This window comes from Spirosoma sordidisoli, assembly GCF_004138325.1.
In the GTDB taxonomy this organism is placed as follows: Bacteria; Bacteroidota; Bacteroidia; order Cytophagales; family Spirosomataceae; genus Spirosoma; species Spirosoma sordidisoli.
Genome location: NZ_SBLB01000001.1, coordinates 681,665 through 706,179, shown reverse-complemented (window position 1 = coordinate 706,179; position 24,515 = coordinate 681,665). Strand labels below are relative to the sequence as shown.

Below are 24,515 nucleotides of genomic sequence, written 5' to 3'. Positions count from 1 at the left end.
GTCGTTGAGTTTTGTGGATTGGTAACTCGCGGATGAAGGAATTGGTTAAAAACCGCGAGGCTGTGCGGCTTTCCCGAAGAACCAGAGGGAAACGGCGTTGGCGTAGTGATAGAAATCGGTAGGATGAATAAATGCGTTGAAGGCATCGGCTTTGGTAGCCAGTCCCATCAGCATGGCAGCCAGCACGACCCAAAGGCCGCGTTTGTTGCGCTGCAGTAAAGAAAAAACGGCCAGCAACATGAGCACCAGGATGCCCAGCGACGGAACAACGGGCGTAAACACCCGCACATCGGGCAGCAGCAGACTGATGAAGAGAAACAGACCGAACAGCACAGTGGCCACAAACGTGAGCAGCGATAACGTCCGCTGATTAAGCAACGCGTATACGGCCGTAACGACACAAACCACGCCCAGACTATCTGACAGAACGATCATTGACCGGTGAAGCGGTTCGAGCGACTGGTTGCCGGCGTAGTGAATAACCCCGATCAGCGCAGCCAGCGAGGTGGTCAGTAAGAAAAAGCCCCACAACAGCCGATTGAATAGCGAGATACGGCCGAAGAAATGCCAAAAGACGCCTACGCCTGCCCCAGCCAGTATAGAGCCGGAAAGAATGTGCGAAAAAATCATCACGTAATTTACGAAGTTTCGGCTACTTTTGCCCAACTTTTTTGGGGCGGAAAACCAGCCGAGTGAGTGAAATGAGCAGCAGTCTTTGCCCGCTCTTTTGTTCTTTTTCAGTTTTTTCGCCCGTTCAACCGCATCGCCAACGATTAACCAACCGTCATGAGTGTTTTAGTAAACAAAGACTCCAAAGTTATCGTCCAGGGTTTTACCGGCTCCGAGGGCAGTTTCCATGCCCAGCAGATGATTGAATACGGCACCAACGTTGTTGGGGGCGTAACCCCCGGCAAAGGTGGCAAAACCCACCTCGACCGCCCGGTGTTCAATACCGTTCAACAAGCTGTAGATGAAGCAGGTGCCGATGTTTCCATAATCTTTGTGCCACCGGCCTTTGCGGCCGATGCCATCATGGAAGCCGCCGACGCGGGTATCAAGGTCATTATCTGCATCACCGAAGGTATACCTACGGAAGATATGGTAGCTGTAAAAAATTACCTGTCTGACAAAGAAGTTCGCCTGATCGGTCCCAACTGCCCCGGCGTTATGACCGCCGAGGAGTGTAAAGTAGGAATCATGCCCGGCTTTATATTCAAAAAAGGCACGATCGGCATCGTTTCCAAATCCGGTACGCTGACCTACGAAGCTGTTGATCAGCTCACAAAAGCCGGTCTTGGCCAGAGCACCGCCATCGGTATTGGCGGAGACCCAATTATTGGCACAACGACCAAGCAGGCCGTCGAATTACTGATGAACGATCCGGAAACGGAAGCTATCGTGATGATCGGTGAAATTGGGGGTGGTATGGAAGCTGAAGCCGCCCGCTGGATCAAGGCTGACGGTAACCGCAAACCTGTTGTCGGATTTATTGCCGGTCAAACCGCCCCGAAAGGTCGCCGGATGGGTCATGCGGGGGCTATCGTAGGCGGAGCTGATGATACGGCCGCGGCTAAGATGGCCATTATGCGTGAGTGCGGCATCCACGTAGTTGAATCGCCCGCCCTCATTGGGGATACCATGCTGAAAGCGCTTGGCAAATAATAAGTGAACGAGTGAAGGAACGAAAGAATGCCGTAGCGGATACTGAACGGACGAACCAGTACAGCCTGATGGCGATGAGCCTGAGCAAGCTGTTATCTCTTCGCCTGTTTTGCTTCCGGTACGGCATTTTTATGCTTTTTAGTCTGGCGGCTACCGCTCAGCCGCGCACCAGCGGCATAGGGCCCCAGAACCGATATTATCCGGTACGGGATTTACGGAACGACTTCCTGGTGTACGACGAAGGCACGAAAGCGTATGTGCCTTACATCCTTGAGCAACATGCCGACCAAACGGCGCTGAGCGTATACGTCGATCTGGAGAGTAACCGACATTATTCGCTGCTCATCGCTACGAAACAGGATGGTTATCTATTCGTGAACGCAGCACTGAAGCGTAAGCTGAGAGCTGGCCAGTGGCAGGTGCTCAGCATCGACAGTCTGTATCGCGTATACCGGCAACCCGAAATTTTTCTGACCCTATACGGAGCGCCCGGCCTCGACGATCGGCAGCTTTATATTGGTCAGCCTATCTCAACAACGCAGAAGGCAGTTGTTCTTCGAGACGATAACCTAAGCGTACGGCCCAGGCCGCAGCCCGTCTACAGTGATTTTCTGGCCCTCGGCTTACTCTTTCTGCTGGCTACTCACGCCCTGTTGTTCACGCTGCATCAACGGGCCTTTCTCCGCTTTTTTAGCCTAAGGGATCTGGTCTCGCTCCGTTCTCAGGAAGATTCTTTCCTGATCAATCGGCCCCTGAGTGGTACGAACCTCTTGTTTACGCTCAACCTGAGTTTCGTAGTGGCCTACCTGATCATGTTCGTTCAAAGCCGGAATGTAGATGTCTTTGCGTCCAGGACGTTTCTGGCCGTAGGGCAGCACTTCGGCTGGCTGATCGGCGAATTTCTGGCGTTGAGCGCGATTGCTTTCGTGGCCCTGTTAGGAAAATACCTGCTGCTTGAGGTATTGGGGAATCTCTATAAACTGCACGACGCCATCAACGTACATTTTTTCAAGACGATGCAGTCGTCGGTCCTGTTTTTCACCGGAATGACGCTTATCCTGGCTGTTGTGGCCTACAACACATCGGCAACAACCTGGTCGTCTAACGCCTTTCTGATACCGCTGCTGGGTTTCTATCTGGCGCGAATGGGGTGGCTTTACATTGTGATCCGAACGGTAGAGCCTATCAAGAATCTTTATTTATTTTCGTACCTTTGCATCGTTGAATTGATTCCACTCATCATAGGACTGCGTTTTGCCCTTTGATGAGACGTTCTCAGGTAGTAGTGATTCAATGAACGATACCAGCATGCAATCCACCGGAGACCGGACCACGCCAGATCAGGTTATGTTGGACCGGCTAACGAAAGTAACCCGGCTTCTAGTAACCCAGTCCCGGCCAGCCGACGAAAAATCCCCATACTTCGACCTGGCCAGCAAGTACAACCTTCAGATCGATTTTCGACCTTTCATCGAGATTCAGGGTGTATCGGCTAAGGATTTTCGCCGTCAGAAGATCAATATTCTGGCTCATACGGCTATCATCTTTACTAGTCGTAACGCTATCGACCACTTCTTTCGTATCTGTCAGGAAAGCCGGATCGAGATTCCGGCCGATATGAAGTACTTCTGTATATCGGAGCAAACGGCCAACTATCTTCAAAAGTATATAGTTATCCGGAAGCGGAAGATCTTCAACGGGACCAAGACGGCTACGGAGTTATTTGACCTGATCAAAAAACACAAGACCGAAAAATTCCTGTTTCCGTGTTCCAACATACGCCGGAATGATATTCCGGAGTTTATGGATACCAGCAGCCTGCATTTTACGGAAGCCGTAATGTATGAGACGGTGCCGACGGACTTATCAGATCTGGACATCCAGTCGTACGATATTATCGCCTTTTTCAGTCCTTCCGGCGTTAGCTCTTTGTTTAGCAACTTCCCTGATTATAAGCAGAATGGTACACGGATGGCCGCCTTTGGACCAACAACGGCCCGCGCCATTACAGAAGCCGGGCTGGTGCTGGACATAGAGGCTCCGCTACCTAACGCGCCATCCATGACCGGCGCGCTGGAATTGTACATCAAAAAAGCTAACAATCAATAGGAACCTGGGGTTACAAAAAGGTTGGTTGGCAGAAACAAAGGATCTTACCTGTTTCTGCTATCCAACCTTTGTTTTTGTGCCAATAATTTGATTGCACAGGCGTTTAGTTGTAAACTGCAACCGCTTGTTTTCTGGCGGGGAATCCTAAGCCCCCCATTCAGATACTCTTGCTTTTATCGTATGACGCGCACCCTCTACGTTCTGGTTTGTCTTCTGTTGCTGTTAAGCCTTCGCCCTACGTTTGCGCAGCAGGATCCTCAGTTCAGTATGTATATGTATAACCCGCTGTATTACAACCCGGCGGCTGCAGGTTCTGAAGGCGTTTCGCGCTTACAATTAAGCCACCGGACGCAGTATCTGGGCTATCAGCCAACCGTAACCGGCGACGGGGGTGCGCAGAGTACACAACTGATATCGTTTAACGTGCCGCTGGCCCGGTACAGAAGCGGACTGGGCATTTATGCCTTCAACGACCGGCTTGGACAGATTACCAACCAGACCGTACAGCTTTCTTACGCGTATCGGATTCCGCTGAAAGATGGTACCCTGGCCCTGGGCGTTCAGGCTGGCCTGTTTAACAAAGGGTATGATTACGGGCAGTTGCGTCCCGGAGAGCCCAACGATCCGCTGATTCCTACGGGGCGCATCAACCAGGCCCGCCCGGATTTTGGCGCCGGCGCATACTACAATACCACAGACTACTGGATTGGTGTCAACCTGTCGCACATCAACCAGGCAACCTACACCCTCGGAACCGACCGGTCTACCAACCCGCTCAGTCGAGTGGCTTATTTAACGGCAGGTTATCGGCTTGGCATAGGCTATGATCTGGAAGTTCAGCCGTCGATACTCGTACAGTATGATACGCAGCCGGGTGTTGAAGCGGCAACGGTAACCGCCAACCTGGTTGGAACCTATGATAACCGGTTATGGGCTGGAGTAGGGTACCGACTTGGTGATGCCATAATGGCTACAGTCGGAATCAATCTAATGAGAAATAACGCACTGCGGGTAGGGTATGCACTGGACCTGATAGCAGGAGGGACGCAGGCCAAAAGCCTGACTTCGCATGAGGTAATGGTGGGGTATGCACTGCCAGCTCCTGATGCCCGCAAAAAACCAATTATTCGTACTCCGCGCTTCCGGTATTAAACGGATATAAAGTTGTACGGATTCCAGATAGGGGTTGAGGTGACCAACATTTTGGCAACATTGTTGTTAGGCTGTTTGCAAATGGCACTGTATTTTTGAGAAACGCGTAGTTTAACCTAGTCAGTTTTGCGGGTTCATTTGCTCAAATTCACGATTTTGAGCGCTGGATACATAAATTGAGTTGAAAGCTATAAGCACATACAATATCCAAACAGATTTTCGTTTTTAGTTCGGTCTTGCACAAGAAGAAGGTCAAAAGTTTTACAATGATGAAGTCTAACTGGTTTACAATCAATGCAACCCGTGGAGTGATGGTCGCGGCAGTAGTAGTACTGATGCAGGGGTGCGGGTTTGTGAAGTCGAAATTTGGCGGTAAAGGCGGTAAGGGTAACGGTGAAGTTGGCGTTACGAACGGTGAAATTACAGCCACCGGACGTAAAGGCTGGAAACAACCGACTCCTTATGGTATGGTGCTGGTCCCGTCAGGTTCGTTCATCATGGGCCAGGCCGACGAAGACGTTGCCGCTACCCAGATCAACATGAACCGTCAGGTAACGATCAGCTCGTTCTATATGGATGATGCTGAAATCTCGAACCACGAATATCGGCAGTACGTAAACGCCCTGTTGGCTGACTCGGTATCGGTATTGGGTGAGGAAGAGATCATGTCTAAGTTCTACCCGGATACGACCGTCTGGAAAAATGACTTTACCTATCATAACGGGGATCCTATGCTGGAGCACTATTATGCGCACCCGGCCTTTGATACCTACCCAGTAGTGGGCGTTAGCTGGCTGGCGGCCAAGCATTTCTGCAAATGGCGCACCAACACCCTCGACGATTTTCGGAGTAAAGATGGTGGGTACCGCTCGTTCGGATTCCGTCTGCCGTCTGAAGCCGAATGGGAGTGGGCCGCTCGTGGTGGTAAAAATGGCGCTAAATACCCTTGGGGTAACCCATATGTAGCAAATGGAAAAGGCTGCTATCTGGCTAACTTCAAACCGCAGCGGGGTAATTTCGATGCGGATGGTTACCCGTACACCGCCCCTGCAACGGCCTACAGCCCGAATGATTACGGTCTCTACAATATGTCAGGAAACGTAGCGGAATGGTGCCGGGATGCCTATGCCGAGAACTCGAACGCTATTGTCTGGGACATGAACCCGGATAACCAGAATGCCGATGAGCCACGGAAAGTCGTTCGGGGTGGTTCCTGGAAAGATATCGCGTACTATCTTGAAACCGGTACCCGTTATTATGAATATGAAGATCAGAAACGGTCGTATATCGGTTTCCGTTGCGTAATGGATAATCTGGAAGGTCGCACGGCCTCGTCGCGCAGTGGTCGTCTGGGTGGCGGTGGCAAAGCCAAGAGCAGCAAGAAATCGTCGGCTAAGACAAAAGCGTAATAGAATCATTCCTGAACATCAATCGTCTAAAAGAGCCCCTGGGGTTCGGTGATTGATGTTCAGTTCTTTTTACCCACACAAATAAGTACCTATTCCAACCAATCGCTTATCATGGCAGCAGCAAAAACAAATTTCTTTTGGGATCGTTTAGTACCAACTATTTACAGTGCAGGGGCCGCCGTCGTAATTTTTGGCGCGTGGGCCAAGATTACTCATAATGAGCAGTTCGGCTGGATGCTGACGCTTGGTTTGTTAACAGAGGTTGTCATCTTTGCCCTATATGCTGTCCAAAGCTTTACGCAACCCGCGGCTGCTGGTGGTGCAGATTACGCCTGGGAGCGTGTATATCCGGAACTGGCCGATGATTACAAGGGTGAAGCTCGCAAACCAGTAGCTCAGCCGAATGGTCTGACGGCCAATATGGATCAGATGCTGGCGCAGGCAAAAGTTACCCCCGATGTGTTTGAAAAACTGGGTACGGGCTTCCGCAGCTTGAACGATACGGTTTCTAAATTGTCGGATCTGACCGAAGCAACGGTAGCTACGAACGATTACGCCCGTAACGTAAAATCAGCTTCAAGCTCGATCAGCGAGATGAACAAGTCCTATGGTACGGCCATTTCGGCTATGAACTCGATGGTCGACGCCACAACGGACGCCAAAGACTACCGGGATCAGTTCCAGAAGGTAACCAAAAATATGGGCGCCCTGAACGCAGTCTATGAACTCGAACTGCAGGACACCAACAAGCACCTGAAAGCCATGAACGCTTTCTACGGCAGCCTGACGTCAGCTATGGAAAATATGGCCGACGCCAGCCGCGATACCCAGCAGTTTAAGAATGAGCTGGCTAAGCTGACCGGCAATCTGGCATCGCTCAATAACGTGTATGGTAGCATGCTGACCGCCATGCGTGGTAACTAAGATCAGTGTAACGGTTTTCAGTTTACGGCGTTCGCTGTGGATTGCACGCCGTAGGCTGAGCACCGTAAACCGCTAAGGCGGACTGTTAAAAACTTCACCCCCATAGTATTCCACCATAGTATATGGCAGGCGTAAAAGAAACACCCCGTCAGAAAATGATCGGGATGATGTATCTGGTTTTGACCGCGTTGCTGGCTTTACAAGTCACCTCGGCCATTCTGGAGAAATTTGTATTACTAAATAATAGCTTAGAGGCCTCCACTGTATCGGCCAACCGGGTCAACCAGGCTACGGTCGACAACATTCGTGCTACCGTCGAGAAATCAGGTAACCGGGCCACTGACCTTGTCATTGTTAAGCAGGCCGATGAGGTTCGTAAGACGACGTCAGACGTGATTGCCGAAATCGATGCTCTCAAACAGCGGATCATTACCGAAGCCGGAGGAGGAGTCGACGAAACGGGCAACATCAAGAATCTGAGTGAAGAAGAAAAAGTGGCGCAAATCATGGTAGGCGGCAACCACAATGGGGAAGCTTACAAACTGAAGAAGCAACTTGACGACTACCTGCAGAACTTAACTAAGTATAGCCCGGCCAAGTATACGTCGCTGGCCCTGGATGGCAAAGACGACCCGATCACAAAACGGTCGCCCGATCAGCGGTCTAAAGATTTTGGTGAACTGAACTTTGCCCAGACGCCTGTTCCGGCTGCTCTGGCAGTACTTACCCAGCGGCAGACAGATGTTCGCCGTATCGAAGGTGAAGTTCTGAATGTGCTGGCTAGCAAAGTAGGCGCCCAGGACGTTAAGTTTGACAAGATTCTTGCCATGCTTAGCATGGAATCGAAAGTTGTTGTAGCTGGTACGAAGTTCAAAGGTCAGATGTTTCTGGCAGCCTCTTCGTCAGGTATCCAGCCGCGCATGAGCCTCAACGGCGCGCCGGTTCGGATGCAGGACGGTCAGGGCTTGGTCGAATTTACGGCCCAAGGGGGGGCTTATGATAAAAATGGTCTGGCCCGCCGGGTGCTGACCGGCTCTATTGCTTACCAGACACCAGCCGGTTTAAAAACGGTACCTCTGCAGGCTGAATACTTTGTAGCCAAGCCTTCGTACCAGATTGAGACCGGTACGCTGCCTCCGCTGTATCTGGGTTGCGCTAACAAGCTAAGCATTCAGAGTCCGCAGTTGGGTGCTCTCTGGAGTCCGACGATTACCGGTAACGGAGCTGCCGTTATCCCATCGGGCGAAAAAGGCAAAGTGACCGTTGTGCCGAGTGCTGCTCAGGTGTCGCTCAACATCAGCAATGGTGGTAGCTTGTTGGGTACGGAGACATTCCGGGTAAACCGGGTTCCCCGCCCTACGCTGGAGTATCGCGTTGGTGGACAGGCGACGAATGATCCCCGCGGTGTGCCGGTTACGTCGGCTCGTAGCGTACAGGTGCGGGCGGTATCTGATCCAAGCTTTGCTACATTCTCGCCCGATGATGCTAAATTCCGGGTTACCGGCATGACGGTTAGCCTTGTACGGGGTGCGCGTCGTGTGCAGTCTGTCAATCTGGGACCTGGCGGTGGCTCGGTTAGCTCACTGGCGGCTGAGGCCCAGTCTGGCGACCGGCTGGTTATTCAGGTTGAAGGGGTACAGCGGCAGAATTTCCGGGGTGAAATCAGCGATGTACCGATGGGGAATCCAATCTATCAGGTTTCGCTTTATTAACGTAATAATGCGGTTTATTGACCGTTAACATACTGAACTGACAACAGACAGTGAGCATGATACAGACAAAAATGATTCGGTACGCCGGTGTGTTAGCAACGACCGCACTGGCCTTGGTGGGAGCGGAAGCATTGGCGCAGGAGAAGGCAAGTACCGGGATCAACCCGAACTCAGTTCGAGGCATCAACGATAATGACATCATGATGAAGAAGACCCTTTGGCGTCGGATCGACCTGAAGGAGAAACAGAATCAGTCGATGTTTTCGAAGAATAACGAGATTTCGAAATACCTGATCGATGCTGTAAAAGCTGGTCTGTTGGATGCGTACACCAGCGACTCGCTGACTACGAAGCTGACCGCCGAAAAAATGCACGAGAAACTGCTGATTCCGAACACAGGCGGTGGCCTGTCGCAGGAAGAAATTGCGGCTGGTTTCACCGAGGACGGTAAAGGCAAAGCGGATGACGGTTGGGGCGGTCCTGCCAAAGACCCTAAAAAACCAGCTGCCAAACAGCCGGCCGACGATGGGTGGGGGGCTCCTAAAAAGGCAGCTCAGCCCGTCGACGATGGCTGGGGAGCACCCGTAAAGAAGAAATCGACGGCGAAAAACACCAAAGGCAAAAAGAAAACGCCGGTGGTCGCTCCCGTTGTAGAACCTAAAAAAGATACGGTAGCTGTGGCGCAGGGGCCAACCTTCTCGGGCGATGAGTACTTCGCAAAAGAGCTTAACCTGCTGGAGGTAAAGGAAGACTGGATCTTCGATCGCAAACGGTCTCGCTTGTATTACGATATCCAGTCTGTCGGTATTGTTCTACCCGCCGACAAGAATCCGGCTGGTTACGAAGTACCGGTAGCCTACTTCAAGTGGAAAGATCTTGACAAGTTGTTCCGGAGCGACCCGAAAAAGTTTATCTGGTATAATCCACAAAACCAGGCTCAACATAAAAACCTGGCCGATGCATTCGATCTGCGTCTGTTCTACGGTCGTATCTGGAAGGTAGCCAATCCGGAAGATAAAGACCTGGTTTCGCAGTTTGGCGACAAAGAAGGTCTTCTGAAATCGTACCAGGCTGAGTACGAACTGATGGAAAAAGAGCATGGCCTCTGGGAATATTAAATAAAAAAGGGTGGCTCAACAGCCACCCTTTTTTATGATTGAGCAATAAAAACAGCCGCTAGTATGCGGCTGTTTTTATTGCTCAATGGTTTCGAAATACTGTTTTAACTTCACGGCTCTGTCTTTGCCGACTACTTCGGCCACTTCGTCGATGCTGGCTTCCTTTATCTTCTTGACGCCTTTAAAATGCTTAAGGAGTTTAGCCGCCGTTTTCTTTCCAATGCCTTCTACGTTCTCCAGTTCACTAATCAGACTGTTCCGGCTCCGTTTATCGCGGTGGTAGGTGATGGCAAAACGGTGCGCTTCGTCGCGGATACGCTGGATGAGCTTGAGAGACTCTGATTTTTTATCGATGTAAAGGGGCAGATTGTCCTCAGGGAAATAGATTTCTTCCAGGCGCTTGGCAATGCCGATGATGGGCACTTTGCCGTATAGCCCCAACGCCTTAAGGGCATCGCAGGCTGCACTGAGCTGGCCTTTACCGCCATCGATAACAATGAGGTCAGGCATGTCGGTTTGTTCTTCCAGAACGCGCGTGTAGCGACGCGTAACCACTTCGTGCATGCTGGCAAAGTCGTTGGGGCCGATAACGGTTTTGATCGAGAAATGACGATACTCTTTGTTGGCCGGCTTACCTCCAATAAAACACACCATAGCCGAAACGGGGTTGGTGCCCTGAATATTCGAGTTATCGAAGCATTCGATCCGATTGGGTAAGGTTTTAAGCTGTAAATCCTGCTTCAGTTTAATCAGAACCCGATCTTTCTTGCTGGCATTGGCTGTCGCTTCGGCAGCGGCCCGATCCTGCCGTTCCCGTCGGAAGTACAGCACGTTTTTTAGCGACATGTCGAGCAGTTTTTTCTTATCACCGATCTGCGGGATAGTAACTTCTGCTTTGAGGTCGACATCGAGCGGGATGTTCGAGATAATCTCCTTGGATTGGCTGCCATACTGTTCCCGGAATTCGATGATGAGCATCGCCAGCAGATCGGCATCGGCCTCGTCCAGTTTTTTCTTTACTTCAACCGTATGGGCCTGAACGATGGTGCCGTTGATCACCTTCATGAAGTTGATGTAAGCGGCCGTTTCATCAGATGCGATGGAAAACACGTCTGCGTCGGCAATCTTCGGGTTTACTACTGTCGACTTACTCTGGAACCGCTGCAGCACGTCCATTTTGTCTTTGTACTGCTGCGCCTGTTCAAAAGCCAGGTCGTTGGCCGCTTCGACCATTCGGTTACGGAAATGATCCTGAGCTGGCTTCAGATTCCCTTTCAGGATATGATGGACCTGCTCAATGTCTTTGTTGTAGTCGGCTTCAGCCTGTCGTCCCTCACAGGGGCCTTTACAGTTTCCGATATGGTACTCCAGACAAACCTTGTACTTGCCGGCTTCGATGTTCTCCGGAGCCAGATTGTAATTACAGGTCCGGATGGTAAACAGCTGGCTAAACATATCCAGCACCGTATACATGGGCTTCAGGTTCGCAAAGGGACCATAAAAGGTACCCAGTTTGCGATCAATACGCCGGGTCGTGATGACGCGCGGAAAATGCTCATTGGTAACGCAGACGAACGGATACGTTTTGTCGTCGCGCAGGAGGATATTGAACTTGGGCTGGTACCGCTTGATGAGTTGGTTCTCCAGCAGTAAGGCGTCAAACTCGGTATGAACGATCGTAAATTCGATCTTTCGGATTTGACTGACCAGACGGAGCGTCTTTCGGTCGTGACCTTTGGAGTTGGTAAAATAACTGCTGACGCGATTCCTGAGGTCTTTGGCTTTACCAACATAAATCACCTCACCAGTCGCATCGAAATAGCGGTACACCCCGGGTTCATGAGGTACCTTGGCCAACTCTTTTTTATAATCGAATTCGGGCATATAGCCAGCAGTATTTGGTCTACTCCGAACCTAAAAGGGAGTGTTAACAGAACAACTGACAGGCCGCAAAGGTTGCCTGAGCCGGACCCAGAACGCTGAATAAACCGTTCCGAATCCGACTCAGTAGGAAAGGCGCTTATTGAAGGATATCCTCTTCGTCTTCCGGAACAACTTTGGGCGGAATGTACCGTTGTGAAGAGTCGATGTGAAAGCCTCCACAGTCGATCCGGAAATTGTTCGGCTTGCGGAACGGTTCAGGACGATACTGAGTCAGCGTAGGATCAGCGTAGACTTTCTGCATGTACATGGCCCAGGCCGGCATAGCCAGACGCCCACCCTGACCGAGTTCAATAGTTCGGAAGTGAATAGAGCGGTCATCACCACCTACCCACAGCCCCGAAACCAGATGCTGGGTCATGCCCATGAACCAGGCATCCGAATAGTTGGAGGTGGTTCCCGTTTTGGCCGCAATTTCGTTTCCGCCTTCCAGTAGTTTGTACTGCGTCCGTAAGCGCTGGGCTGTGCCATTGGGGTCTTCAACGGCTCCGCGCATCAGGTGAAGCATTTCATAGGCCCGATTGGCGCTGATCACCTGATTGGCATCGGGAGTGAAAACTTTCAGGACATTACCGTTCTTGTCGGTAATACGCAGAATCATCATAGGACGAACCCGAATGCCGCCGTTGGCAAACGCGCAGTAGGCAGCTACCATTTCATACACCGATACGTCGCCCGTACCCAGGCAAAGGGTAGGGTTGTTGGGCAGGTCTTTACTCTGAATGCCCATGTCATTGGCATACTTGATGACCGCAGCCGCCCGGGTTTTCTTGATCAGCTGGGCACTGACCGTATTGATCGATTGGCCCAAAGCCTCCCGCAACGACAGGCTACGCCCACTATATCGACCGGTCGAGTTTTTGGGCATCCAGGGCGGTCCGCCGTTGTTATCTTCACCATGGGCAAAAACGGTGGGTCTGTCGGCAATATGGCTACAGGGCGTCACAAAACCCTGGTCTAGCGCCGTCAGATACACGAACGGTTTAAAGGTAGAGCCCGGCTGGCGTCGGCTCTGGCGAACGTGATCGAACTTTATATGCTTAAAATTAATGCCACCTACCCAGGCCTTGACATGGCCATAGCGTGGATCCATTGACATAAAGCCCGTGTTGAGCAAGCGCTTATAGTAACGAATCGAGTCCAGCGGGCTCATCGTCGTATCTTTCTCGTTCCGTTTGCCGCCGTAGACGAACACTTTCATCTTGGTCGGTTTACGCATCTCCTGCCAAATGGTCTTCTCATCATCGCCATAAACGGCTTTCAGCTGCTTGTACCGGACCGTCTGTTTGGCGCGTGCTTCGATGAAACCAGGACTTTCTACGTATTTCTTGGTCCGGGGGTCTTTCTGTACCCAGGGGTTGCGTCCCCGCCAGTGCTCGTAAAACTTCTTCTGCTGGTCGCGCATGTTCGTCATTACGGCTTCTTCGGCATAAGCCTGCATGCGGGAGTCGATGGTGGTGTAGATCTTTAGACCGCTGGTGTATAGGTCAAGATCGGCTCCGGGGTTCTCTTCGTTGTACTGCCTGATCCACCGTTTGATGTCATCACGAATAACCGAGCGGAAATAAGCCGCCATACCGGTATTCTGATTCTCTACGCTAAAGTCCAGCTTGAGCGGCTTGCTTTTGTAGGCCTGAAACTGCTCATCGGTCAGGAATTTATATTTGCGCATCTGCGACAGCACTACATTCCGGCGCTCGCGGGTTCGGTCTTCGAACAGCCGCGGGTTGTAGAGCGTCGGGTTTTTGAGCATGCCGACCAGCGTAGCCGCTTCCTCTACATTCAGGTTCCAGGGCTCTTTGCCAAAATAGGTTTTAGCCGCCGTTTTTATGCCGTAGGTGTTGTTGCCGAACGATACCGTGTTGAGGTACATCATCATGACCTCCTGCTTGGTATAATTGCGTTCGAGCCGTACGGCCAGAATCCATTCTTTGGTCTTGGCAATGACCAGCCCGACTATCGGAACCTGCCCCAGAATGCCCCGTAGTTCTTCCCGGCGGGTGTCGAACAGGTTTTTGGCCGTCTGCTGGGTTAGCGTACTACCCCCGCCCGAACTGGACGCGCTCCGGAACGTCAGGAAACCACCCACCGCCCGAAACAGCGATCGGGGGTCGATGCCAGAGTGTTTCACAAAACGGGCGTCTTCAGTAGCCAGCAGAGCCGACGTTACATTCGGCGACACCTGCGATATTTCGATAGGTGTCCGGTTTTCTACGTAATACTTACCCAGCAGCTGATTATCGGCGGTGTATACCTCTGAGGCTTCTTCGCTTTTGGGGTTCTCCAGTGCCTTCAGACTGGGCATACCACCAAACAACCAGAAGAAATTATAGCTGACCGCTACTACATATACGATCAGCAGAACGATGCCGATCAGCGAAAAGCGCCAGATAGTTCGAATCAATTTTCGGTAAGGACCGGGAGCGAACTCGATCATTTTTTACTGTTTACAATTAGTGGGTATATTGGTCTGAGCCACCAGGTTTTTTCGGAACGTAGCCAGCTCAGAACAACACACATAAACTTATTTCCGCTTTGCCGTTGCCTGATTCGCGGCCGACTGCATTTCTTTGGCTCTGGGCAGCAGTGTGCTGGTTGGATAATCGCGTATAAACTCGCTCAACGCCTGCCGATAGGCATCCGTTGTCTGTACCCGCCCAATGAGCATGACCCGCAGCATAGCCAGCTTATCCTCCATTTTGGTGCCTGCCATCCCGCCCAATGCCGTCTCTGCCCGGGCCAGCGCTTCGGTTATGTTGTTGGCTTTGTACAGCTCATAAATCTGCGTATACGTAGCAACGGCCTGCGCTTCTGAATCCGTGGTCTGGGTAGTGGCCCGACCCGTCAGGCGAGCATACGATGTATTCGGATACTCGGCCAACAATTTGTCTTTCCAGACCGACGTGCGTCCCAACTGCTCGTTCGACAAATGAAGCAGGTAGTAAACCTCCGGTTTTTGCAGGGTTGCCGGATAGCGCGTCAACAGCTGCTCAAACGTCGGAATCGCATCGGCGGGCTGATTCAGGTCAAATTTATAGAGCTTGCCTAGTTTATACAACGCATTTTCGATGCGCTGGTTCGCCTGCGCCTGTGCTTCTTTAGAAAAGGGCAGTTTAGCCAGTAAAGCATCCCGGCGGGCGTTCTGGCTGGGCGGGTTCCCGTTGGTAGCCCCGCCCGTAACGGTAGCCGGTTGCAGGGTAGCATTCGGGTTTATGGCATCGGCAGGGGAGTTTCCGTTTAGCGGACTCGACAGATTAGCGATAGCGCCGGAGGCTTCTTTGGTGCTGCGACGCCAGTTGTCTTCAAGCGGGCGGTTACCCCAGCGAGCCGAAAACTCCTGTCGGCCCTGGTTCAGGGCAATAGGGTTATAAAGTACCCATCGTTCGCTGGGCGTCAGATTGGAGTTGGTCGCGCCGGGCATTGAAGTACCAGCGCCTGAACTGGCCCGGTCAATGATTTGCTGAGCCAGGGCGGCCTGCGCCCGATCTTCTTTATCCTGCTGCGCCAGTATTTTGTCAAGCTGTTGATTGAGCGAAGTCCGGTCCAGCTGAGCCAGGGTTAACAGACTGTCGTCCGTCCGGATCGTTGTGGTATACTGAACAAAATCGTCGAGCGTCTTTTTTCGGGTTAGCAGGGCTGCGTATTCCGGCGCCTGGCGGGGTAGTAGGGCCAGGGCACTGTCGTAATACACTTTCGCTTTGGCGTAGTTGGCTTTTTTCTCAAAATAAAGCCGACCCATTTCCAGATAGGTGTAGGGAACCTGGGAGGTATTGGCGCCCGCTTCCCGAACTGACCGACTGTAATAACCGATGGCTTTATCGATCCGGCCGGAGCGGGCTTCCAGCAACCCCATGGTAAAGTAAATCTTATCCTTCAGGTCGACGTTTTTCCGGTCGTTCAGCATCGACTCAAACGTTTCGGTCGACTGCGCCAGCCGTTTTTGATCACCCGTCAGGCCGTTGCTTTGAATAGCGTACAGGTTGGCATAGAACGACTGGTCATAGTTAGGGCGGGCGCGCAGCACGGTTCTGTACTGCTCAACGGCTTTGGCTGGCTGACCGATCAAATCGTACAGCTGACCGGCAATCAAATGCAGCCGGGCGGTTTGTTCTCCCCTTTTCAGCGCTGGGAAAGTAGCCTCCAGAATACCGACAGCCAGGCCGTATTCGCCCCGGCGCTGGTGGAGATACGCTTTGGTCAGGTAAAAATCGCGGGTGTTGGTTTTGTTGAGGGGTTGGGTGCGCAGGTATTCGGAAACGTTCAGGGCATTCGTGTAGTCGTCGGCTTCTACATACGCCCGCATCAGGCCAACCAGCGCCGTGTGCTTGTCAGTTTCACTTGTTCCCTTGGTGTTGACGTATTTGAAAACCTCAATAGCATTCGGCAGATCCTGTTTCAGCAGGCGGGCCCGCCCAATCAGAATATAGGCATTATCGAGCCATTTACTGTTCTGATGACGTTCTGGAATCAGCGATGCTTTCTTGATGGCATCGTCGAGCTGAGGCCGAACCGAAGCAATAGCGTTTGAATCGACCGGAAGCAGAATGGGTAAAAGCTGGTTGTAATTTTCCTGACGGGTTTTGAAGAAGACCTGCTCCGCTACATTGATCTGATCACGGGCAATTACGTAGGCGTTATAGTGGGCCGTGAGATTATGGTATCCTTTGCTGATCGGTTTGGTGCTGTATTGTGAACAGGAGGTCAGACTAGCCGTCGTTAATCCGAAAACGACCGTTAGCAGCAAGAAAGAACGATTACAGAGATAGCGGAACATTCAGGGGGTGGCACGTCATACTCAACGATAAAAACGCTCAGAGCCGGACCAGCGGTATGTAACGTTAGGCCAAATTAACGAATTTTGGTGTTTATATTGTACCAATTCCTGCAAAACAATGGACAGTCAAGCGGATTCACCGGCCCCAAACGAGGACAAAAAGCCCGACAGAAACGATCTGGTCTCGAAAGCCACCGAGAAAACGACGTCGTTTGCGCAGTACAGCGGCATTGCGTTTCAGATGCTGGGCACTATTGGTCTCGGCGTGTATGCTGGGCTGAAGATCGACGAGTGGCAGGGTAATGCGCGCCCAATCTGGACCATTGTTCTATCACTCACCGCCATCGGTGCCTCGCTTTATTTGTTCATCAAACAGTTGACCCGGTAAACCAGCAGGGCAGACCAGTACAGTATGCCATCTGGCCCACTACGTTGCCGTGGCTGGCGTGGACGTACGAGTCCCGGTAACTAACCTGTTACTTTTTTTATTTCATGTTTCGCACCCTACTCTTCACTGGATTCCTTGCGATTGTATTTTTCATAGCCGAACGATATTACGCTGTACCCTGGTTGCATCCCTTCTGGAAAACTATACTTGTCTTCTTCGTCAGCGTCTCTGTACTGACTCACCGGCTGGTAGAAACGGGTTTGCAGGGTAATCAGGAGCGATTTGTGCCCTTATACCTGGCGGCTACTGTAGCCCGGTTTATCGTGGGACTGATTTTTGTCGGTTTCTTTTTGTTTCAATCCGTCGCTGATCGCCGAACCTTCGTTTTGGATTTTCTTGTCCTGTATATAATCTACACGGGCTTTGAGGTTTGGGGCATTAATCGTAAATTGCGCCAAAATTCGTAAAACCGATCAGTACCATCAGATGATGCGTTCGATTCTAAATAGATTGCTGCTCGCTATCGCACTCGTAATGAGTCCGATAGCCTTTACTCAAGCCCAGGAACACGGTCATGAAGGCGAAACCGCTGAACACGGCGAAACCCGTAAAGAGGGATTCGACGTAGGCGGAATGATCATGCACCACATTAAGGATGAGCATGGTTGGGAACTGGCGCATGGCGTTACCATCCCGCTTCCCGTTATTTTGTACTCACCCGACCGGGGGCTCGAAGTCTTCTCGTCATCACGCCTGGCACACGATCAGGTGTATAACGGATACAAGCAGATACACGGCAAAATTCACCGGGTCGACGCAGCGGGCAATGACGACCACGAAGCCAAGTTTTATAACTTTTCTATCACGAAGAACGTCGCATCGCTGCTGCTGAGTGCTATCATTCTGTTGAGCATCTTCCCGGCCGTTAGCCGGTCTTACGCCAAAAACCGGGGCAAGGCGCCGAAAGGGCTACAGTCGTTCCTGGAGCCGATCATCCTGTTTGTTCGCGACGAAATTGCCAAGCCCAGCATTGGCCCCAAATACGTCAAGTATCTGCCATACCTGCTGACGCTGTTCTTCTTCATTCTGGTTAACAACCTGCTGGGGTTGCTGCCGGGTGCTGCTAACCTGACGGGTAATATTGCCGTTACCCTGGTTCTGGCCGTGATTACGTTCCTGATCGTGTCGTTCAGTGGGAACAAGCATTACTGGATGCACATCGTCAAACCAACGGGAGTGCCCTGGTTCGTTCTGCCAATCATGATTCCGGTCGAAATTGTCGGTGTATTCATGAAGCCGATCTCGCTGATGGTCCGGTTGTTTGCCAATATCACGGCTGGTCACATCATCATCCTGAGCTTACTCGGCCTGATCTTCATGGCTAACAGCCTGGGTGGTATGACAACCAGTATTGCTATCAGCCCGGTTGTGCTGTTCTTCACGCTCTTCCTGAATTTGATCGAGTTGCTGGTTGCGTTCCTGCAGGCGTTCATCTTCACGCTGCTGACCGCCATGTACATCGGCAGCGCGGTAGAGGAGCATCACGAAGCTGATCACGGTATCGGTTTCGAAGGCGCAGAAGCCCATTAATTTGCAATCTTTTGTTTCGTTTCACTTATAAATAGTTCTGTTCATGTTCGCAATGTTGTTTGCTTTGCTGTTGGAGGCCACGGGTAGCGTAGCCATTATGGGTGCTGCTATCGGTGCTGGTCTGGCTGCTATCGGCGCTGGTCTGGGTATTGGTCGTATCGGTGGTTCGGCTATGGAGGGTATCGCCCGCCAGCCAGAAGCTGCTGGTCGTATCCAAACCGCCATGCTGATCATCGCGGCTCTGATCGAGGCCGTGGCTCTGTTCGCAGCTGTTATCTGTCTGCTGGTGGCTACCGCCTAATCCCGGCAGAAAATGTATCCGGGTAAGCTGGTTGCATTAGGCACTGGCGTCATTACCCACCGCGTATCCGAGAAACGTCCGTCTGGTTTGGGCTTGCCAGCCAGCGGACGTCTTTCAACAAAAGATTGACCCCGATTTGTAAACGCCCCGTTTGGGCGTTGATCACAAGTCGTAGACAAGAACATTCGAAGTCAACACTTATAAATCGAACTCCATAAAATGGATCTGCTTACTCCCGATCTTGGTCTGCTGTTCTGGCAGGTGGTCGTTTTCCTCGGCCTGTTTCTGATTCTTCGCGCCTTTGCCTGGAAACCCATCACGGAAAGTCTGAACGAGCGCGAAAACAACATTCAAAGTGCCCTTGACCTGGCCGAAAAAACCCGTCAGGAAATGACGGCGCTGAAAGCCGATAACGATAAGTTACTGGCCCAGGCCCGTACGGAGCGGGAAGCTATCCTGCGGGGAGCCAAAGAAACGGCCGATAAGATGGTCGCTGACTCGCGCGTGAAAGCCGAGGCAGAAGGCAAACGGATTCTGGAACAGGCGCGCGAAGCTATGCAGAACGAGCGGCAGGCTCTGGTAGCTCAGATGAAAAAAGAGGTAGTTACGCTCTCGCTGGATATCGCCGAGAAAGTACTCCGCAAGGAACTGAGCGATAAATCATCGCAGGAGAAGCTGGTAAACGATCTGGTGTCTAACTCTCGCTTAAACTAACCGATTATGGCCGTTGCTAGTGTAGCCGCGCGTTATGCCAAGTCGTTGTTAGATTTGGCCAAGGAACAGGGAATTACCGACGTGCTTTATGAAGACATGAAGCTTTTCCGGGATACGCTGATCAAAAATCGTCAGCTCAACCTGATTCTGAAAAACCCGATTGTTCGGGCTGAGAAGAAAAATTCGATCGTTAAGCAGGTGTTTGGTCCCCGGCTCAACCCGGTAACCATGTCGTTTCTGGCCATCATTGCCCGTAAGAATCGCGAAGCCATCGTTGATGCTATTGCTGATGAGTATATCAGTCAGCACGACCGTATGAAAGGAATCGAGCACGCTACTGTCATCACGACGGTACCGCTGACCGATGAACTTCGTGCTAAATTCAAGGCAATCGTTACGAAGACAACCGGCAGTAAGATCATTGAACTCGACGAGCGAGTAGACTCTAAACTGATTGGGGGCTATATTCTTCGGGTGGGTGATCAGCAGATCGATGGCTCGATTCGCAATCAACTAAACGAGATGCGCCTGAAGTTTATGAACTAAGAAATACACAATACAATAAAAAAAGCCGCCCGCAGAGTCTGTGGGCGGCTTTTGTGTTAGTGGCTCACCACCATTTTTCGTAATTCTTAGCAGGCTTCCAGGTCGATTTTGGTTCGAAATGCTGCCAGAGAATAGCCGACACGTTGCGCAATAGCGTGAACCCCTCGTTGGACCGCTCCCAGCTTTCGTCTTTCTGATTTTTGGTCATGACGCAGTATACATAGTTGCCGTGGGGAGCATGTACCAGTACTACCTCCGAACGGGACCGGTCTACAGCCCCATTTTTGGCAGCCGTTTTTATCTCGGGTGGCAGTTGCGACAGGCCATCATTGTCCCAGTACTGACGACCCAGATTCCGATACATCTCGTCGCTGGCATCGGGGCTAACGGCTTTTCCCTCCCGAATGTATACCAGTAGATTAGCCAGCTCGCGGGGCGTGGTTTGTCCCCAGCCATACTGGCTCCAATACCCTTTTCGACCGGGTGTGCGTGAGTTGACCCGGGTTTGGGGAAATCCATTTTTGTCCAGCCAGGCATTGATGGCGGCTCCACCACCGGCCAATGCCTGACACCATAAGCTGGCGGTATTATCGCTGACGGTTTCCATGAGCATAACGACTTCGCTCAGCGGAATTTTAGCGCCGTCTTTAAGCGACCCTACAATGTCATCCCCGTAACGCAGCGAATCTTTATAGGTCAACACCTGCCCGTAGGTAAGTTCACCCTGATGAATCTTGTCGAATAACCCGCACTGGATCGGAATTTTAATGGTGCTGGCGGTTGGGAAAAGCGTGTCAGCATTGATGGCTACGGTCTGACCCGTTCGGAGGTTACGAACGTAAACTCCCACATCGCCCCGAAAACCGGTTAACGCTGTCTGTAATCGTTTTTCAAGGGTTGATTGGCGCGCGGGCTGGGCATATGTGATCAGACCCAGCAGGCAGCAGTAAAGCGTTGAGACAAGAAAACGCATCAGAAAGAAACAGATTTAACCAGTTTATAGTGGGTGCAAAGAAACGACTCCCGCTCGTAGAACCGAAGCGTGTCGACCCGTTTTTGATTGGTAGTCACCTCCAGATTGACGAGTCCTTCTTCGGTCCCGATCTGGGCAACGGCGTCGAGCAGTTGCTGACCTATGCGTTGCTTTCGCCAGTTGGGATGAACGTAGAGTTCCTGAATTTCGCCCACCTTGCCCGTATGATGCAGAAGATACTGTATGTGGCAGCTGACGAAGCCAACGGGCTCATCTGCCTGTACTGCAATCAGGTAATGGATCTGCGGATTAGCCAGGTTACGCTCGAATACCGCCAGGAAAAGTGCGCTGTCCAGTGTCTGGTTTTCGAGATCGCAGATAAACTGAAAAATGATAGAAGCGTCGGCCAGCGTGGCCCGACGAATAGAACCGTCAGCTGGCGGGGTAAAATGAACAGGATTATCCTTTTGCATAGAAACCAAGCGCTTGATAGGGCCAAGTTCGCTGTTTCAGCGCTTCGTTTGACAAGTATCGGCCACAACAGGAAGATTCGTCATATTCTGGAGCCTTTTTCGTTTTCGTATTAAAATAGTTTAAATATATGATCTATAGATGCAATTGGTATAATCCTTGTTCTACTTTTGCCTACACGTACATAACCGTAATCTTTGCTCTTATCATGAATGCATCTGCAGCAGTTGCGCAGCCAGACGTGGTCAGTGAGACCCGTTTGAACCCGCCCGCTATCCCCTTATTGACCATTGATCCCTACACCAGTGTCTGGTCATTTGGGCCTCAGCTACATCAGGACGCTACCCGGCACTGGACGGGCCAGCCAAACCAGCTGAACGGACTGATTCGGGTAGATGGGCAAACGTTTCGATTTATGGGTAACCCCTCGTTTGCAGGCGAAACCATTGTCCCCACCGCCCGGCAGGGTGCCTATGCGGCCCGCTATCTGACCGAGAAACCAGCTTCTGACGACTGGATGAGCCCGGCGTTCGACGATAGCCAGTGGACAAAAGGAACGGGACATTTCGGAAGTCGCGCCGGTGACGAGACTAGTTGGACAACGCCGAACCTGTACGTTCGGCGCGAAGTTGTGCTCGATCAGGTACCGGATGGTCCGTTGCTGGTCAACGCTATTCAGAACGATAACTATGAGCTGTTCATCAATGGCGAGCGCGTCGCAAAAGTAGGTGGCGTATCGCCGGATTACCGACTAACCCCCACCCATCGAAACGCATCAGAGGTCCTGCGCAAGGGACGAAATATCATCGCGTTTCATAGTGAGAATTTTTCGGGCCCCGGTTTTGTCGATCTGGGTCTGGTAGAACAGCGGCTGCTTCACTACAAACCCGCCGAACAAACGGCCCGGCGTATGACGGCGACCCGGTCCGAATTTGTCTTTAACGCGGCTGGCGTTGAGCTGACGGTAACGTTTCTGTCGCCGTTGCTGATGACCAATCTGGATGTTTTGTCACGGCCCGTCCAGTACCTGACCTTTACCGTGCGGGCAACGGATGGCAAAAAACATGACGTACAACTCTACACGGATGCGTCAGCCGAGTTAGCTGTAAACACGCCCGATCAGCTGGTAACGTGGCAGCGCGGCCGGGTTAACCGCCCGGGCAGTGCCGCGCTCGATTACATGCGGGTCGGTACGGTGGAGCAGAAGGTGCTCGGCCGGAAAGGGGACGATGTTCGAATCGACTGGGGCCATTTCTACGTCGCGTCGGTAGTGGGGCCAAACACGAGCCGGCGGATTGGTTCACTGGCCAGCGCCCTGAATCAGTTTGAGCGAGAGGGGCGCGTAACCGACCTGCACGAACGAATGCCGCGTCTGGTCAGCGATAGTCTGCCCGTGCTGGCTACCAGTATGGCCCTGGGGCAGGTCGGCGAAAAGCCCGTTGAACAGCACCTCTTGCTGGGGTACGACGACGTGAAGTCCGTTGAGTATTTCGGGCAGCCGCTCAACGCCTGGTGGCGTCGCTATCACCAGTCGACGGACGGACTCACCAGTATGGAGCAGGCGTTACAGGACGCCGAAACCGACTATACAACGCTGCAAAAGCAATGCGATGCGTTCGACAGACAACTCTACGCCGATGCGCTGAAAGCGGGTGGGGCTACCTACGCCGACCTGTGTGTGCTGGCTTACCGGCAGGCTATTGCGGCCCATAAACTGGTAGCCGGACCCAAAGGAGAGCTGTTTTTCTTCTCGAAAGAAAACTTCTCGAACGGCTCTATCGGCACCGTTGATGTGACGTATCCATCGGCGCCCTTGTTTCTGCTCTACAATCCCAATTTGCTCAAGGGTATGATGGAGCCCATTTTCCAGTATTCGGAAAGTGGGCGGTGGAACAAACCCTTCGCGGCCCACGACGTCGGCACCTATCCGCTGGCTAACGGGCAGACCTACGGCGAAGACATGCCCGTTGAGGAGTGTGGCAACATGCTTATTCTGACGGCCGCCATTGCCGCCGTAGAGGGAAATGCCAATTATGCCCGTCAGCACTGGGCCTCGCTAACCCTCTGGACCGACTACCTGATTCAGCATGGGTTCGATCCGGCCAATCAGCTCTGTACCGACGACTTTGCCGGGCATATTGCCCGCAACGCCAATCTGTCGGTTAAGGCCATCATGGGCATTGCCTGCTACGGCTACCTGGCCGGACGGCTGGGCGATAAAGCGCGGGAGCAGGAGTATATAGATATGGCGCGTGACCTGGCCCGCAAATGGATGAAACTGGCCGATGATGGGGATCACTACAGCCTCACCTTCGAAAACCCCGGCACCTGGAGCCAGAAGTACAACCTGGTCTGGGATAAGCTGCTTAAGCTAAACGTCTTTCCGGACGAAGTGGCCCGTCGGGAACTGGCTTATTACCTGACCAAACAGCAACCATTCGGCCTGCCGCTGGATAGCCGAAAAACCTATACGAAATCAGACTGGATCATCTGGACCGCAACGCTGGCCGACCGCCCCGCTGATTTTGAGGCACTCATAGCGCCGGTACTCAGGTTTGCCAACGAGACGCCCGACCGGGTGCCACTGAACGACTGGCACGAAACGACGACCGGTACCAAAGTAGGCTTTCAGGCCCGATCAGTAGTGGGTGGCTATTTTATCAAGCTGCTGCAGGTGAAGAAACTACACTAAATGAAAGGCCCCTGGCAACTTACGGGCAACCAGTTGCCA

At 52.1% G+C, this 24,515-nt stretch carries 20 protein-coding genes; 14 read left to right on the top strand and 6 right to left on the bottom strand.

All coding sequences use genetic code 11. From position 1 onward, the window contains the following. Window positions 1–45: 45 nt before the first annotated feature. A complete protein-coding gene (locus EQG79_RS03120) occupies window positions 46–630 on the bottom strand; it encodes a DUF6962 family protein (protein ID WP_077920507.1) in 585 nt (194 codons plus the stop codon). A gap of 156 nt (window positions 631–786) precedes the next feature. Here EQG79_RS03120 and sucD point away from each other — a divergent pair, with 156 nt between their 5' ends. The 8 genes from sucD (at window position 787) to porN (ending at window position 10,086) form a co-directional block, all read left to right on the top strand. After that, window positions 787–1,662 carry a succinate--CoA ligase subunit alpha gene (sucD, locus tag EQG79_RS03115; protein ID WP_077920231.1) on the top strand — a complete coding sequence of 292 codons (876 nt, stop codon included), beginning with the start codon at window positions 787–789 and terminating at the stop codon, window positions 1,660–1,662. A gap of 11 nt (window positions 1,663–1,673) precedes the next feature. After that, a complete protein-coding gene (locus EQG79_RS03110) occupies window positions 1,674–2,927 on the top strand; it encodes a DUF4271 domain-containing protein (RefSeq protein WP_317126231.1) in 1,254 nt (417 codons plus the stop codon). Between the two features lie 28 nt (window positions 2,928–2,955). Beyond that, window positions 2,956–3,771: a uroporphyrinogen-III synthase gene (locus EQG79_RS03105; protein ID WP_077920229.1), complete on the top strand. Its 816-nt coding sequence runs from the start codon at window positions 2,956–2,958 to the stop codon at window positions 3,769–3,771. A gap of 180 nt (window positions 3,772–3,951) precedes the next feature. Further along, complete coding sequence (locus EQG79_RS03100) at window positions 3,952–4,923, top strand: PorP/SprF family type IX secretion system membrane protein (protein WP_129599840.1); 972 nt, start codon at window positions 3,952–3,954, stop codon at window positions 4,921–4,923. A 266-nt stretch (window positions 4,924–5,189) separates the two neighbouring features. Beyond that, window positions 5,190–6,332 carry a T9SS ring complex lipoprotein PorK/GldK gene (porK, locus tag EQG79_RS03095; protein WP_129599837.1) on the top strand — a complete coding sequence of 381 codons (1,143 nt, stop codon included), beginning with the start codon at window positions 5,190–5,192 and terminating at the stop codon, window positions 6,330–6,332. A gap of 111 nt (window positions 6,333–6,443) precedes the next feature. Continuing rightward, window positions 6,444–7,256, top strand: coding sequence for a type IX secretion system motor protein PorL/GldL (gene porL / locus EQG79_RS03090; RefSeq protein WP_077920227.1), 813 nt, complete (start codon window positions 6,444–6,446; stop codon window positions 7,254–7,256). A gap of 122 nt (window positions 7,257–7,378) precedes the next feature. Beyond that, window positions 7,379–8,968 carry a type IX secretion system motor protein PorM/GldM gene (gene porM / locus EQG79_RS03085; RefSeq protein WP_077920226.1) on the top strand — a complete coding sequence of 530 codons (1,590 nt, stop codon included), beginning with the start codon at window positions 7,379–7,381 and terminating at the stop codon, window positions 8,966–8,968. Between the two features lie 56 nt (window positions 8,969–9,024). Then, on the top strand, window positions 9,025–10,086 hold the full coding sequence (porN, locus tag EQG79_RS03080) for a type IX secretion system ring subunit PorN/GldN (RefSeq protein WP_077920225.1): 1,062 nt from the start codon (window positions 9,025–9,027) through the stop codon (window positions 10,084–10,086). 75 nt (window positions 10,087–10,161) lie between these two features. On the opposite strand, the gene uvrC is transcribed toward porN, so the two are convergent. From uvrC to porW, 3 genes are all read right to left on the bottom strand, one after another. Then, window positions 10,162–11,970, bottom strand: a complete 1,809-nt coding sequence (gene uvrC / locus EQG79_RS03075; protein WP_077920224.1) for an excinuclease ABC subunit UvrC — start codon at window positions 11,968–11,970, stop codon at window positions 10,162–10,164. Between the two features lie 136 nt (window positions 11,971–12,106). Next, a complete protein-coding gene (locus EQG79_RS03070; protein ID WP_077920223.1) occupies window positions 12,107–14,464 on the bottom strand; it encodes a penicillin-binding protein 1A in 2,358 nt (785 codons plus the stop codon). Between the two features lie 87 nt (window positions 14,465–14,551). Then, a complete protein-coding gene (gene porW / locus EQG79_RS03065) occupies window positions 14,552–16,801 on the bottom strand; it encodes a type IX secretion system periplasmic lipoprotein PorW/SprE (RefSeq protein WP_077920222.1) in 2,250 nt (749 codons plus the stop codon). Between the two features lie 118 nt (window positions 16,802–16,919). Here porW and EQG79_RS03060 point away from each other — a divergent pair, with 118 nt between their 5' ends. The 5 genes from EQG79_RS03060 (at window position 16,920) to atpH (ending at window position 20,340) form a co-directional block, all read left to right on the top strand. Further along, the gene (locus EQG79_RS03060; RefSeq protein WP_077920221.1) at window positions 16,920–17,189 is read left to right on the top strand and encodes an AtpZ/AtpI family protein; all 270 of its coding nucleotides are present in this window, start codon (window positions 16,920–16,922) and stop codon (window positions 17,187–17,189) included. A gap of 486 nt (window positions 17,190–17,675) precedes the next feature. After that, on the top strand, window positions 17,676–18,779 hold the full coding sequence (gene atpB, locus EQG79_RS03050; protein WP_129599835.1) for a F0F1 ATP synthase subunit A: 1,104 nt from the start codon (window positions 17,676–17,678) through the stop codon (window positions 18,777–18,779). 52 nt (window positions 18,780–18,831) lie between these two features. After that, window positions 18,832–19,080 (top strand): ATP synthase F0 subunit C, encoded by a 249-nt coding sequence (gene atpE / locus EQG79_RS03045; RefSeq protein WP_077920218.1) that lies wholly within the window; start codon window positions 18,832–18,834, stop codon window positions 19,078–19,080. 219 nt (window positions 19,081–19,299) lie between these two features. Next, a complete protein-coding gene (locus EQG79_RS03040) occupies window positions 19,300–19,794 on the top strand; it encodes a F0F1 ATP synthase subunit B (protein ID WP_129599832.1) in 495 nt (164 codons plus the stop codon). Between the two features lie 6 nt (window positions 19,795–19,800). After that, on the top strand, window positions 19,801–20,340 hold the full coding sequence (atpH, locus tag EQG79_RS03035; protein WP_129599830.1) for an ATP synthase F1 subunit delta: 540 nt from the start codon (window positions 19,801–19,803) through the stop codon (window positions 20,338–20,340). A 64-nt stretch (window positions 20,341–20,404) separates the two neighbouring features. On the opposite strand, the gene EQG79_RS03030 is transcribed toward atpH, so the two are convergent. Both EQG79_RS03030 and EQG79_RS03025 read right to left on the bottom strand, forming a co-directional pair. Further along, on the bottom strand, window positions 20,405–21,313 hold the full coding sequence (locus EQG79_RS03030) for a serine hydrolase (protein WP_129599828.1): 909 nt from the start codon (window positions 21,311–21,313) through the stop codon (window positions 20,405–20,407). Then, window positions 21,313–21,786 (bottom strand): GNAT family N-acetyltransferase, encoded by a 474-nt coding sequence (locus EQG79_RS03025; protein ID WP_077920214.1) that lies wholly within the window; start codon window positions 21,784–21,786, stop codon window positions 21,313–21,315. The genes EQG79_RS03030 and EQG79_RS03025 overlap by 1 nt, the downstream gene beginning before the upstream one ends. A gap of 206 nt (window positions 21,787–21,992) precedes the next feature. Between EQG79_RS03025 and EQG79_RS03020 the strand changes: the two genes are divergently transcribed. Continuing rightward, a complete protein-coding gene (locus EQG79_RS03020) occupies window positions 21,993–24,476 on the top strand; it encodes a glutaminase family protein (RefSeq protein WP_129599826.1) in 2,484 nt (827 codons plus the stop codon). The last annotated feature ends 39 nt before the right edge of the window (window positions 24,477–24,515 follow it).